Annotated in this window: 12 protein-coding genes; 8 read left to right on the forward strand and 4 right to left on the reverse strand. The window is 73.2% G+C overall.

Annotated elements, in window-relative coordinates; translation table 11 throughout:
* The first annotated feature begins 68 nt into the window (after positions 1–68).
* Positions 69–458 (forward strand): VOC family protein, encoded by a 390-nt coding sequence (locus AB0Q96_RS10955; RefSeq protein WP_365323881.1) that lies wholly within the window; start codon positions 69–71, stop codon positions 456–458.
* A gap of 12 nt (positions 459–470) precedes the next feature.
* On the opposite strand, the gene AB0Q96_RS10960 is transcribed toward AB0Q96_RS10955, so the two are convergent.
* The gene (locus AB0Q96_RS10960; protein WP_365323883.1) at positions 471–1658 is read right to left on the reverse strand and encodes a saccharopine dehydrogenase NADP-binding domain-containing protein; all 1188 of its coding nucleotides are present in this window, start codon (positions 1656–1658) and stop codon (positions 471–473) included.
* A 187-nt stretch (positions 1659–1845) separates the two neighbouring features.
* On the opposite strand from AB0Q96_RS10960, the gene AB0Q96_RS10965 reads away from it, so the two are divergent.
* The 4 genes from AB0Q96_RS10965 to AB0Q96_RS10980 are packed head-to-tail and all read left to right on the forward strand — an operon-like array spanning position 1846 to position 7622.
* A complete protein-coding gene (locus AB0Q96_RS10965; protein WP_365323885.1) occupies positions 1846–3018 on the forward strand; it encodes a CaiB/BaiF CoA-transferase family protein in 1173 nt (390 codons plus the stop codon).
* Positions 3015–4166: an acyl-CoA dehydrogenase family protein gene (locus tag AB0Q96_RS10970; protein WP_365323887.1), complete on the forward strand. Its 1152-nt coding sequence runs from the start codon at positions 3015–3017 to the stop codon at positions 4164–4166. Before AB0Q96_RS10965 ends, AB0Q96_RS10970 begins: the two co-directional genes overlap by 4 nt.
* 22 nt (positions 4167–4188) lie before the next feature.
* The gene (locus AB0Q96_RS10975) at positions 4189–5403 is read left to right on the forward strand and encodes an acetyl-CoA C-acetyltransferase (RefSeq protein ID WP_365323889.1); all 1215 of its coding nucleotides are present in this window, start codon (positions 4189–4191) and stop codon (positions 5401–5403) included.
* Positions 5404–5441: 38 nt separating this feature from the next.
* Positions 5442–7622, forward strand: coding sequence for a 3-hydroxyacyl-CoA dehydrogenase NAD-binding domain-containing protein (locus AB0Q96_RS10980; protein WP_365323891.1), 2181 nt, complete (start codon positions 5442–5444; stop codon positions 7620–7622).
* On the opposite strand, the gene AB0Q96_RS10985 is transcribed toward AB0Q96_RS10980, so the two are convergent.
* From AB0Q96_RS10985 to AB0Q96_RS10995, 3 genes are all read right to left on the reverse strand, one after another.
* Positions 7603–8346: a MerR family transcriptional regulator gene (locus tag AB0Q96_RS10985; RefSeq protein ID WP_365323893.1), complete on the reverse strand. Its 744-nt coding sequence runs from the start codon at positions 8344–8346 to the stop codon at positions 7603–7605. The two genes, AB0Q96_RS10980 and AB0Q96_RS10985, sit on opposite strands and share 20 nt — an antisense overlap.
* Before the next feature lie 86 nt (positions 8347–8432).
* Entirely contained in the window at positions 8433–9383 is a 951-nt protein-coding gene (locus tag AB0Q96_RS10990) for a M56 family metallopeptidase (RefSeq protein WP_365323894.1), read from the reverse strand.
* 12 nt (positions 9384–9395) lie between these two features.
* Complete coding sequence (locus AB0Q96_RS10995; protein ID WP_365323896.1) at positions 9396–9788, reverse strand: BlaI/MecI/CopY family transcriptional regulator; 393 nt, start codon at positions 9786–9788, stop codon at positions 9396–9398.
* An 89-nt stretch (positions 9789–9877) separates the two neighbouring features.
* Here AB0Q96_RS10995 and AB0Q96_RS11000 point away from each other — a divergent pair, with 89 nt between their 5' ends.
* From AB0Q96_RS11000 to AB0Q96_RS11010, 3 genes are all read left to right on the forward strand, one after another.
* A complete protein-coding gene (locus tag AB0Q96_RS11000) occupies positions 9878–10579 on the forward strand; it encodes a DedA family protein (protein ID WP_365323898.1) in 702 nt (233 codons plus the stop codon).
* 70 nt (positions 10580–10649) lie between these two features.
* Positions 10650–11486 carry an undecaprenyl-diphosphate phosphatase gene (locus AB0Q96_RS11005; protein WP_365323900.1) on the forward strand — a complete coding sequence of 279 codons (837 nt, stop codon included), beginning with the start codon at positions 10650–10652 and terminating at the stop codon, positions 11484–11486.
* Positions 11487–11650: 164 nt separating this feature from the next.
* Positions 11651–12361, forward strand: coding sequence for a DUF4232 domain-containing protein (locus tag AB0Q96_RS11010; RefSeq protein WP_365323902.1), 711 nt, complete (start codon positions 11651–11653; stop codon positions 12359–12361).
* The last annotated feature ends 50 nt before the right edge of the window (positions 12362–12411 follow it).

A 12411-nucleotide genomic window follows, 5' to 3' on the forward strand; every position in this document is an offset into this window, starting at 1 on the left:
TGACACCCGGGGCGCCTGAGTACGAGTACGGATACCGGGCCGGTTGCGCGGACGGCACAGTGTGGGGCATGACAAGCCCCGGTGCGATCGGCACCCTGCAGTGCGTGGTCCTCGACTGTCCCGACGTCATGGAACTCGCCGAGTTCTACCAGGCGTTGGTCGGCGGCGAGATCAACCGCCCCGACCCCCAGTGGGCGGTCGGCGACGCCTGGGCCACGCTCCACGGCGCCTCCGGCGCGCCCGTGCTCGCCTTCCAGGGCGTGGCCGACCACCGGCCGCCGGTCTGGGGGGCGCCCGAGCAGCAGTTCCACCTCGACGTACGGGTCCAGGACCTGGACGCCGCCCACGAGGCGGTGCTCGCGCTCGGCGCCTGGCGGCTCGACTCCGGTGAGGGCGACCGGGGCTGGCGGATCTACGCCGACCCGGCCGGCCACCCGTTCTGCCTGGTGCGCCACTGACCGACCGGCGGGTCAGCCCGAGTGCGCCACCCGGAAGCGCAGCCCGGCCGCCCGCAGCCGGGTGAGCAGCGCGTCGCCCATCGCCACCGCCGTCGTGACCTGCCCGGAGGTCTTCGGCAGGGTGTCGTGGGCCAGGCAGAGCGCCGACTCGGCGAGCATCTTCGCGGTCTCGTCGTACCCCGGGTCGCCGCCCGACACCTCGGTGAACACGCGCCGCCCGCCGCCCTCGCCGACGAAGCGCACGGAGAACCAGCTACGGGCCCGCCGCTCGGCGTCCGGGCCCTGGCCCGGTTCGTAACGGTCCATCAGCCAGTTCCGTACGGCGGGCAGTTGGGCCGCGAGGACGCCGGTGCCGACGAGCGCGGCGCCGCCGAGCGCCATCGGCAGGGTCTTCACCGAGGCGTAGTGCCGGTAGCGGAAGTCCGGCCCGTACCGCTCCAGGGCCGCCGCGGAGCGCTTGACCACCTGCGGGTCCAGGGTGGGCAGCGGCAGCGCCCAGGTGCCGGTCTCGCGGCTGAAGCGCGGCCCGCCCAGCGGCGCGCGGGCCCGCCGGGTCACCAGACGCGGCTCGTGCAGCCGCCGCTCCCGCGCGGCGTCCAGGATCTGCCGGCCGCGGCCGAAGGCGGTCAGGGCCGAGGCCAGGGTGCCGCCCGAGAAGACCGCGCCGGCCCGCACGAACCCGTCGATCCGCAGCGGTACCCCCTCGGGCAGCTGCCCCACGGTGAACCAGACGCCCAGGTCGTGCGGGACGGAGTCGAAGCCGCACGCGTGCACCAGCCGGGCCCCGGTCTCCCGGGCGCGGGCGTCGTACCGCACGTACATCCGGTCGACGAACTCCGCCTCGCCGGTCAGGTCCACGTAGTCGGTGCCGGCCTCCGCGCAGGCCGCGACCAGGCCCTCGCCGTACCAGACGTAGGGGCCGACGGTGCTCGCCACCACCCGGGCGGATCCCGCCAGTCCGCGCAGCGCGTGCGGGTCCTCGGAGTCCGCGACGAGCAGCGGCAGCCCGGCGCAGTGCGGCCACCGGCTCGCGAGCCGGTCGCGCAGGGCCGACAGCCTGGCCCGGCTGCGCCCGGCCAGCGCCCAGCGGCAGCCGGCCGGGGCGTGCGCGGCCAGGTACTCCGCGGTGAGCTCGCCCGCGAACCCGGTCGCCCCGAAGAGAACCACGTCGTACGGCCGTCCGGCCGCCCCTGTCTCCATCCCAGCCCAGCCCCTCGGTCTGCGCCCGCGCCGTCCCCCGGCGCGGATGTCGTCGGCGGACTCTAGCGGAAGTCGCCGCCGGGGCAATTTCCAAGCGCTTGCTCGGCTCGGGGGCTTGTGCCGAGTGGAACACGTTCCTAGCATCTCCGGTGTTACATCATCACTGTCACACACCTCTGGGGGCTCGATGAGCACACCGCGCCACGCCCGCCCAGGCCCGCTCTCCGGAGTCCGGGTGGTGGAACTCGCGGGCATCGGCCCCGGACCCTTCGCGGCCATGCACCTCGCCGACCTCGGCGCCGACGTCGTCCGCGTCGACCGGCCCGGCGGCGCCGCCCTCGGCATCGACCCCGCCCACGACCTCACCAACCGCAACAAGCGCTCCGTCCTCGTCGACCTCAAGGCCGAGGGCGGCGCCGAGACCGTGCTCGACCTGGTGGCCCGCGCCGACATCCTGATCGAGGGCTACCGGCCCGGCGTCGCCGAACGCCTCGGCATCGGACCCGAGCCCTGCCTCGCCCGCAACCCCCGGCTCGTCTACGGCCGGATGACCGGCTGGGGCCAGACCGGGCCGCTCGCCGCCACCGCAGGGCACGACCTCACGTACATCGCCGTCACCGGCACCCTCGGCATGATCGGCCCCGACCCGGACGGCCCGCCCACCATCCCCGCCAACCTGGTCGGCGACTACGCGGGCGGCTCCCTCTACCTCGTCATCGGCGTCCTCGCCGCCCTCCGGCACGCCCGCGAGCACGGCGAGGGCCAGGTCGTCGACGCCGCCATCGTCGACGGCGCCGCCCACCTCGCCATGATGATCCACGGCATGCTCGGCGCCGGAGCCTGGCAGGACCGGCGCGGCGTCAACCTCCTCGACGGCGGCTGCCCCTTCTACGGCGTCTACGAGACCTCCGACGGCGGACACATGGCGGTCGGCGCCCTGGAACAGCGCTTCTACGCCGAGTTCGCCCGCCTGCTCGGCCTCCAGGACGCCGGCCCGGCCCGCGACGACCTCGCCCGCTGGCCCGAGCTCCGCGCCGCCGTCGCCGCGCGCTTCCGCACCCGCACCCGGGACGCGTGGACGGCCGTCTTCGAGGGCACCGACGCCTGCGTGGCCCCCGTGCTCTCGATGCGCGAGGCACCCGGCCACCCGCACCTCGCCGCCCGCGGCACCTTCGTCACCCACGAGGGCCTCGTCCAGCCCGCCCCCGCGCCCCGCTTCTCCGCCACCCCCGGCGCGGTCCGCACCGGACCCGCCGGGCCCGGCGCCGACACCGACGAGGTCGCCCGCGACTGGTCCGTACCCTCGCTCACCGGCGCCACCCCGCCCCCCGACGCAGCCGCCAAGGAGCCCTCCGCATGAAGCGCCAGCTCTACACCGCCGACCACGAGGCCTTCCGCGAGACCGTCCGCACCTTCCTCGCCAAGGAGGTGCTGCCGCACTACGCGCGGTGGGAGAAGGACGGCATCGTCTCCCGCGAGGTCTGGCGGGCCGCCGGCCGGCAGGGCCTGCTCGGCCTCGCCGTCGACGAGGAGCACGGAGGCGGCGGCAACCCCGACTTCCGCTACAGCGTCGTCCTCGCCGAGGAGTTCACCCGCGCCGGCACCCCCGGCCTCGCCATCGGGCTGCACAACGACATCATCGGCCCCTACCTCACCTCGCTCGCCACCGAGGAGCAGAAGCGGCGCTGGCTGCCCGGCTTCTGCAGCGGCGAGCTGGTCACCGCCATCGCCATGACCGAGCCCGGCGCCGGCTCGGACCTCCAGGCCATCCGCACCAGCGCCGAGGACCACGGCGACCACTGGATCCTCAACGGCTCCAAGACCTTCATCTCCAACGGCATCCTCGCCGACCTGGTCGTCGTCGTCGCGAAGACCACCCCCGAGGGCGGCGCCCACGGCCTCTCCCTCCTCGTCGTCGAACGCGGCGCGGCGGGCTTCGAGCGCGGCCGCAACCTCGACAAGATCGGCCAGAAGTCCCAGGACACCGCCGAGCTCTTCTTCACCGACGTCCGCGTCCCCAAGGAGAACCTGCTCGGCGAGCTGAACGGCGCCTTCCTCCACCTGATGACCAACCTCGCCCAGGAACGGCTCGCCATCGCCGTCGCCGCGATCGCCGGCGCGGAACACCTCCTGGAGCTGACCACCACGTACGTCAAGGAGCGCGAGGCCTTCGGACGGCCGCTGGCCAAGCTGCAGCACGTCCGCTTCGAGATCGCCGAGATGGCCACCGAGTGCGCCGTCACCCGCACCTTCGTCGACCGCTGCGTCGAGGAGCACACCGCGCCCGGCGGGCCCGGCCTCGACGCCGTACACGCCTCCATGGCCAAGTGGTGGGCCACCGAACTGCAGAAGCGCGTCGCCGACCGCTGCCTGCAACTGCACGGCGGATACGGCTACATGAGCGAATTTCCGGTGGCCAGGGCCTTCACGGACGGCCGCATCCAGACCATCTACGGCGGGACGACCGAGATCATGAAGGAGATCATCGGCCGTTCCCTGCTCGCCTGACCCTCATGCGAAAGGCAACATCGTGACCACCGAAGCGTACGTCTACGACGCTATCCGCACCCCCCGCGGCCGAGGCAAGGCCAACGGGTCCCTGCACGGCACCAAGCCGATCGACCTCGTCGTCGGCCTCATCCACGAGATCCGCTCCCGCTTCCCCGGCCTCGACCCCGCCGCGATCGACGACATCGTCCTCGGCGTCGTCGGTCCGGTCGGCGACCAGGGCTCCGACATCGCCCGGATCGCCGCCATCGCCGCCGGACTGCCCGACACCGTCGCCGGCGTCCAGGAGAACCGCTTCTGCGCCTCCGGCCTCGAAGCCGTCAACATGGCCGCGATGAAGGTCCGCTCCGGCTGGGAGGACCTCGTCCTGGCCGGCGGCGTCGAGTCCATGTCCCGGGTGCCGATGGCCTCCGACGGCGGCGCCTGGTTCGCCGACCCGATGACCAACCTCGCCACCAACTTCGTCCCCCAGGGCATCGGCGCCGACCTCATCGCCACCATCGAGGGCTTCAGCCGCCGCGACGTCGACGAGTACGCCGCCCTCTCCCAGGAGCGCGCCGCCGCGGCCGTCAAGGCCGGGCGCTTCGACCGCTCCGTCGTCCCCGTCAAGGACCGGGCCGGGCTCACCGTCCTCGACCACGACGAGTTCCTGCGCCCCGGCACCACCGCCGACTCCCTCGCCCGGCTCAAGCCCTCCTTCGCCGACATCGGCGAGCTCGGCGGCTTCGACGCCGTCGCGCTGCAGAAGTACCACTGGGTCGAGGAGATCGACCACGTCCACCACGCGGGCAACTCCTCCGGCATCGTCGACGGCGCCTCCCTCGTCGCCATCGGCTCGAAGGAGGTCGGAGAGCGCTACGGGCTGACGCCCCGCGCCCGGATCGTCGCCGCCGCCGTCTCCGGCTCCGAGCCGACCATCATGCTCACCGGACCCGCCCCCGCCGCCCGCAAGGCGCTCGCCAAGGCCGGACTCACCATCGAGGACATCGACCTCATCGAGATCAACGAGGCCTTCGCCGCGGTCGTCCTGCGCTTCGTCAAGGACATGGGCGTCTCCCTCGACAAGGTCAACGTCAACGGCGGCGCCATCGCGCTGGGCCACCCGCTCGGTGCCACCGGCGCGATGATCCTCGGCACCCTCGTCGACGAGCTGGAGCGCCAGGACAAGCGCTACGGCCTCGCCACCCTCTGCGTCGGCGGCGGCATGGGCATCGCCACCATCGTCGAGCGCGTCTGACCGCCCGGTCCGAACCCCCTTACGGAGAAGCAGCAGCCATGAGCGAGAGCACCACGATCCGCTGGGAGCAGGACGAGACCGGTGTGGTCACCCTCGTCCTCGACGACCCGAACCAGTCCGCGAACACCATGAACCAGGCCTTCCGGGCCTCCATCACGGCGATCGCCGAACGCGCGGTGGCCGAGAAGGACTCCATCCGGGGCATCGTCTACACCTCCGCGAAGAAGACCTTCTTCGCGGGCGGCGACCTCAAGGACATGATCAAGGCCGGTCCCGAGGACGCCGAGGCGATCTTCGACACCGCCATCGAGATCAAGACCGCGCTGCGCCGCATCGAGACCCTCGGCAAGCCGGTCGTCGCCGCGATCAACGGCGCCGCGCTCGGCGGCGGCTACGAGATCGCGCTCGCCTCCCACCACCGCGTCGCCCTCGACGCCCCCGGCTCCAAGATCGGCCTGCCCGAGGTCACCCTGGGCCTGCTGCCCGGCGGCGGCGGGGTCGCCCGCACCGTACGCCTCATGGGCATCACGGACGCGCTGCTCAAGGTGCTGCTCCAGGGCACCCAGTACAACCCGGCGCGCGCGCTCGACAACGGCCTGGTACACGAGCTGGCCGCCACCCCCGAGGAGATGCTGGCCAAGGCCCGCGCCTTCATCGACGCCCACCCCGAGTCGCACCAGCCCTGGGACGTCCCCGGCTACAAGATCCCCGGCGGCACCCCGTCGAACCCGCGGTTCGCCGCCAACCTGCCCGCCTTCCCCGCCAACCTGCGCAAGCAGCTCAACGGCGCCCCGTACCCGGCGCCCCGCAACATCATGGCGGCGGCCGTCGAGGGCTCGCAGGTCGACTTCGAGACCGCGCTCACCATCGAGAGCCGCTACTTCACCGAGCTGGTCGTCGGCCAGACCGCGAAGAACATGATCCAGGCGTTCTTCTTCGACCTCCAGGCCGTCAACTCGGGCGCCAACCGGCCCCGGGGCGTCGAGCCCCGCAAGGTCCGCAAGGTCGCCGTCCTCGGCGCCGGCATGATGGGCGCCGGCATCGCGTACTCCTGCGCCCGCGCCGGGATCCAGGTCGTCCTCAAGGACGTCTCGACGGAATCCGCCGCCAAGGGCAGGGCGTACTCCGAGAAGCTCTGCGCCAAGGCCGTCGCCAAGGGGCGCACCACCCAGGAGAAGGCCGACGCGCTGCTCGCCCTGATCACCCCGACCGGCGACGTCGCCGACCTGGCCGGCTGCGACGCCGTCATCGAGGCGGTCTTCGAGGACACGGCGCTCAAGCACAAGGTGTTCCAGGAGATCCAGCACGTCGTCGAGCCCGACGCGCTGCTCTGCTCCAACACCTCCACGCTCCCCATCACCGACCTCGCGGAGGGCGTGGAGCGCCAGGAGGACTTCATCGGCCTGCACTTCTTCTCGCCCGTCGACAAGATGCCGCTGGTCGAGATCATCAAGGGCGCGCGCACCGGCGACGAGGCCCTGGCCCGCGCCTTCGACCTGGTCCGCCAGATCAACAAGACCCCGATCGTGGTGAACGACTCGCGCGGCTTCTTCACCTCGCGGGTGATCGGCCACTTCATCAACGAGGGCGTCGCCATGATCGGCGAGGGCGCCGAGCCCGCCTCCGTCGAGCAGGCCGCCGCCCAGGCCGGCTACCCGGCGAAGGTCCTCTCCCTCATGGACGAGCTGACCCTCACGCTGCCCCGCAAGATCCGCAACGAGACGCGCAGGGCCGTCGAGGAGGCCGGCGGCACCTGGACCTCCCACCCCGGCGAGCTCGTCATCGACCGCATGGTCGACGAGTTCGGGCGCACCGGCCGCAGCGGCGGCGCGGGCTTCTACGACTACGCCGAGGACGGCAGGCGCGGCAGGCTCTGGCCCGGTCTGCGCGAGCACTTCACCAAGCCCGGGACCGACATCCCCTTCCGGGACATGCAGGAGCGCATGCTCTTCGCGGAGGCCCTGGACACCGTCCGCCTCGTCGAGGAGGGCGTCCTGACCTCCGTCGCCGACGCCAACATCGGCTCCATCCTCGGCATCGGCTTCCCCGCCTGGACCGGTGGCGTGCTCCAGTACGTCAACGGTTACGAGGGAGGCGTCGCCGGCTTCGTGGCGCGCGCCCGCGAGCTGGCGGCCACCTACGGCGAGCGCTTCACCCCGCCGGCCCTCCTGGTGGAGAAGGCCGAGCGGGGCGAGGTCTTCACGGACTCGGCGTCCTGAAGGCCGTCCTGAGCTCCTCGCTCAGCGAGCGCTGAAAGGCCGTGACGAGGGCCTGGATCACCATCGGCTGCATGTGCGCCGACAACGACTTCATCGCGGTCAGGTGATCCGGGTCCTCGCCGCTCTCCCGGTACGGGTTCCACACCTGCTCCTGGAAGAGCCGGGCCAGCTCCTGCGCGGCCGCGCGCGCGTGCGCGAGGAGCACGGTCCGCGAGGCGAGGATCGTCTCGTGCCCGATCGGCACGTCCAGCAGCTCCACCCCGAGCCGCAGCAGCGACCCGTCCAGCCGGAACACGTCCGGCCCCCCGTCCAGCACCCCCAGGGCGGCCAGCCGGTCGAGGTCCCGGTCCGCGAGCGCCCGCCCGGCCCGCCGCTCCAGCTCCCGCCGGGTGATCTCCTCGGCCGACTCGGGCGCCCAGGCGGCGACGAGCGCCCGGTGCACGGCCAGGTCCCGCGCGCTGAGATCGGCCGGCAGCTGCTCCAGATACCGCTCGATCGCCGCGAGCGTCATCCCCTGCCGCCGAAGCTCCTCGATCAACGCGAGCCGCGACAGATGCCCGGCCCCGTACCACCCGACCCGCCGCGCCCCGATCACGGGTGGCGGCAACAGCCCCCGCGTCCCGTAGAACCGCACGGTCCGCACGGTCACCCCGGCCCGCGCGGCCAACTCGTCGACGGTGTACACGGGCCCGTCACCCTGGTGCTCGTCGCTGGCCTGCTCCATGGTTCAACAGTATTGCTGTCTCACCAGCTGTGTAAAAGAGCGCGGACAGCGTCAGCGGGCCCTGTGCCGGGCCGGCCGCCCCGGCCTCACCAGGTGCCGACGGCCCGCAGCAGCGCGTGCAGGTCGTGGGTCGCCTCGGCCGAGGCGAGGGTGGCGGTGGCCAGTACGGCGAGCGTGCCGGCCGCGAGGGCGGGGCGCAGGGTGAGGGGCGGGGCGAGGAGGGCGGCGACGCGGCGCGGCACGGGGCCGATCGTGCGGCGCCGCTCGCGGCGGCCGAGGAGGCCGAGGAATCCGAGGAACCCGAGGGCGCCGCCGGGGGTGCGGCCGGGGTGGTGCCGGGCCGCGAGTGCGGCCTTGCCGACCGTACGGGCGACCTTGCGGCGGTCGCCGGTGGCCGTGGCGGCGTTCTCGTCGGCCCAGCGTTCGATGGTGTAGGTGACCGCTCGGGCGAGGGGGCGGAGCAGCGGGTTGGCGGCGGCGCCGAGTTGGGCGGTGGCGACGAAGGCGTAGTGGTGGGCGGTGAGGTGGGCGCGTTCGTGCGCCAGCAGGATGCCGTGCTCGTCGCCGTCGAGGGTCCGCAGCATGCCGGTGGACACCACGACCCGGCCGGGCAGGCCGGGCAGGGCGAAGGCGTCGGGTGCCTCGTCCTCGACGACGACGAGGCCGTCCCGGGCGGGCATGCATGCCGCGTCCAGGGCTGCCGCGGCGAGCGTGCGGACGCGTCGGAGCAGGAACCGTACGGCCATGACGGTGGCGCCGCCCAGGAGCAGGCCGGCGGCCAGCGCGACGGGGAGGGCGGCCGGGTCGTCGTGCGCGGTGAGCGGGGCCCAGTGGCCGAGTGCGGCGAGCCGGGGGACGCGGGCGAGGCCGGTGAGCGCGAGCAGGCCGAGGCTGAGGGTGCTCGCGGCGCCCAGGACGAGCGCGGAGGCGGCGAGCAGCCAGGTGGCCAGGCGGGGCTCGCAGCGTTCGGCGATCAGGCGGGCGCCGAGCGGGGCCAGCAGGGGCAGCAGCAGCGGCAGGTAGACGGCGAAGTGCATCGGCGGGGTTCCTCAGCGTGGGTCGCCGTCGCCGGTGTCGCCGAGCATCTGGCGCAGGAGGTCGGCGTCGGTGTCGGAGAGTTCGTCGGCGAAGCGGGCGAGGACGGCCTCGCGGTCGGGCCGGTCGTCCAGGACGGAGCGCATCCGGCGGGCGGCGAACCCGGCCTCGTCGGTGACCGGCGCGTACGCGTAGGCCCGGCCGCGCGGCGAGCGGTGCAGCACCTGCTTGGCGTGCATGCGGGTCAGGATCGTCACGACGGTGCTGTACGTGAGCTCGCCGTCGAGCCGCTCGGCGACCTCGCCGGGGGTGAGGGCGCCGTCGGCCCGCTGGAGCAGGTCGAGGATCTGCGTCTCGCGGGCGCCGTTGGGCCGCCTGGGTGCCTGATCGCGCGTGTTTCCGTCCATGGGGTTTGTGGTTCTCCCGACCGTCTTCTACAGTCGCGTAGAAGTTCTACGCACGCGTAAATGCTGTTCCACGAGTGTGCCATGCGCCCATGCCCCGGCGACAGTCGCCCGCGCCCGCGCACGGCAGGAAGGAACCCCGGGTGCTCCAGGCCCTCAACCCTTTGGACGCCACATCCCTGCTGACCGCCTTCGGCACGGTCGGCGTCTTCCTCGTCCTGTACGCCGAGACCGGCCTGCTGATCGGGTTCTTCCTGCCCGGCGACTCCCTGCTGTTCACCGCGGGCCTGCTGTGCACCACCGGCGCCTCCGGCTCGACGGGCGCCCACCTCTCGCTGCCCGGCGTCCTCGTGGCGGCCGCCGCCGGCGCCCTCCTCGGAGCCCAGACCGGCTACCTGATCGGCGCCCGGGCCGGCCGCGCCCTGCTCGAACGCACCCGCAACCGCCACCTGCGCGACGGCGCCGCCCGCGCCGAGGACCTGCTCGCCCGCTACGGCCACGGCAAGGCCGTCGTCCTGGCGCGGTTCCTGCCCGTGGTCCGCACCGTGCTCAACCCGCTCGCGGGCATGGTCGGCGTCCCCGCCCGCACCTTCGCCCTCTGGCAGATCGCGGGCGGCCTGGTGTGGACGACCGGCCTGGTCCTCGGCGGCTACGCCCTCGGCTCCAGCATCCCGAACGTCGACCACTACCTCCTCCCCGTGATCGCGGCGATCGTCGCCCTCTCCCTGCTCCCGCTCGCCGTGGAGTTCCTGCGCGCCCGCCGCACCGCCCGCCGCGCGGGCACCGGTCACTGACACCGCACCGCGTCCCGCCCACCCTCACCCCGCCCGCCCCCACCCCGTCCCCACCTCAGACAGGACCTTGATGAGCGCCATCAGCCTCGGTCAGGCCACCATCCTCGGCATCGTCGAGGGCGTCACCGAATTCCTGCCCGTCTCCTCCACCGGCCACCTCAAGATCACCGAGGGGCTGATGGGCATTCCGGTCGACGACCCCTCCGTGGTCGGCTTCTCCGCCGTCATCCAGGTCGGCGCCATCGCCGCCGTCCTCGTCTACTTCTTCAAGGACATCGTCCGCATCGTCACCGCCTGGGGGCGCGGCCTGGCCGACAAGGAGGAGCGCTACCACCACGACTACAAGTTCGCCTGGTGGATCATCTTCGCGACCGTCCCCATCGTGCTCGTGGGCCTGGCGGCCAAGCCGCTCATCGACGGGCCGCTGGCCTCCCTGTGGGTGGTCGCGGGCTCGCTGATCGCCGGCAGCGGCGTGATGTGGGCGGCCGACCGGCTGGGCCGCCACAAGCGCGGCGAGGACGACACCGGCTTCAAGGACACGATGCTCGTCGGCTGCTCGCAGATCCTCGCCCTGCTCTTCCCCGGCTTCTCCCGCTCCGGCGCCACCATGTCCACCGCCCTCCTGCTGGACCTCGACCGCGTCGCCGCCACCCGCCTCTCCTTCTACCTCGGCATCCCCGCCCTCACCGGCGCCGGCGTCTACGAGCTCAAGGACGCCGTCGGCGCGGGTGTCGGCGCCGCCCCGCTCGCCGTCGGCACCGCGGTCTCCTTCGCCGTCGCGTACGCCTCCATCGCCTGGCTGCTCAAGTACGTCGCCCGGCACTCCTTCAACGCCTTCGTCGTCTACCGCGTGGCCGTCGGCCTGCTCCTGCTCGGCCTCCTCGGCACGGGCGTCATCGCGGCCTGAGCGGAAGGATCCGACCTCCCTGTTACCGAATGCGGACAGAACGGAGTGAACGCGGCCCTCCCTCGCGCCCTCTCATGGGGTGCAGCGAAACAGCCGACGCGGTCGGTTCCCCCGCGGGGACGGGGGAGGCGCCGTGTCCTCACCGACCATGGGAGAGCTCCATCATGACCACGCACCTTTCCCGCCGTACCGCCCGTTCCGCCGCCCTGGCCGCCGCCGCCGCCGCGCTGGCCCTGGGACTCGCCGCCTGTGGCGGCGGCGACGCCGACGCGAAGACGCCGGGCGGCGACCGCGCCACGGGTGGCACGCAGAGCCGGCCCGCGTCCGACGCGAGCGGCACGGGAAGCACGGAGCGGGCCGACAACGGCGCCGGCCCCGCGAAGGGATCGGCCTCGGTGACCCCCTCGGGCGCGAGGAGCGAGGCCGCGGGCAAGGGCACCACGGCCGACGTCCAGGCCTGCCGCGGGGACGAACTGCTGGTCACCGCGGTGCACCGGTTCGCCGGGCAGCAGGGTGACCACCTGCTCGTCACCGCCTCGAACGCGGGCAGCAAGCCCTGCTGGGTCACCTCGTACCCGGCCGTGAAGCTGGGCGGCGACGTCGACACCGCCTCGCTGCCGCACTCCAAGAAGGACAACCCGGGCGGCGACAAGCGCCTCACGCTCCGGCCCGGCGGCAAGATCTACAGCGCGGTCAACCTCTTCGACTACGGCTCCAAGCACCACACGGCCCAGTCCTTCGCCCTCGCGCTGCGCGGCGCGGACGGGCGCGAGGGCCCCTTCTACTCCGTCGACCCCAAGGGCGAGAAGCCGCAGTTCAGCTGGAACGAGGCCGACGTACTGAACTGGAACACCGAGAAGCCGTACGACTTCTGACGGCCTTCCGCCGTCGGCCTTCCGTTGTCAGCGGCGGTGCGGGTACCCCG

This window comes from Streptomyces sp. NPDC093111 (genome assembly GCF_040683955.1).
GTDB lineage: Bacteria > Actinomycetota > Actinomycetes > Streptomycetales > Streptomycetaceae > Streptomyces.

Bases quoted from the DNA above. Each gene is read 5' to 3' on its own strand.
- AB0Q96_RS11005 (WP_365323900.1), top strand. From the start codon at position 10,650: ATGAGCGCCATCAGCCTCGGTCAGGCCACCATCCTCGGCATCGTCGAG.
- AB0Q96_RS10955 (WP_365323881.1), top strand. From the start codon at position 69: ATGACAAGCCCCGGTGCGATCGGCACCCTGCAGTGCGTGGTCCTCGAC.
- AB0Q96_RS10985 (WP_365323893.1), bottom strand. From the start codon at position 8,346: ATGGAGCAGGCCAGCGACGAGCACCAGGGTGACGGGCCCGTGTACACC.
- AB0Q96_RS10980 (WP_365323891.1), top strand. From the start codon at position 5,442: ATGAGCGAGAGCACCACGATCCGCTGGGAGCAGGACGAGACCGGTGTG.
- AB0Q96_RS10965 (WP_365323885.1), top strand. From the start codon at position 1,846: ATGAGCACACCGCGCCACGCCCGCCCAGGCCCGCTCTCCGGAGTCCGG.
- AB0Q96_RS11000 (WP_365323898.1), top strand. From the start codon at position 9,878: ATGCCCCGGCGACAGTCGCCCGCGCCCGCGCACGGCAGGAAGGAACCC.
- AB0Q96_RS10970 (WP_365323887.1), top strand. From the start codon at position 3,015: ATGAAGCGCCAGCTCTACACCGCCGACCACGAGGCCTTCCGCGAGACC.
- AB0Q96_RS10990 (WP_365323894.1), bottom strand. From the start codon at position 9,383: ATGCACTTCGCCGTCTACCTGCCGCTGCTGCTGCCCCTGCTGGCCCCG.
- AB0Q96_RS10995 (WP_365323896.1), bottom strand. From the start codon at position 9,788: ATGGACGGAAACACGCGCGATCAGGCACCCAGGCGGCCCAACGGCGCC.
- AB0Q96_RS11010 (WP_365323902.1), top strand. From the start codon at position 11,651: ATGACCACGCACCTTTCCCGCCGTACCGCCCGTTCCGCCGCCCTGGCC.
- AB0Q96_RS10960 (WP_365323883.1), bottom strand. From the start codon at position 1,658: ATGGAGACAGGGGCGGCCGGACGGCCGTACGACGTGGTTCTCTTCGGG.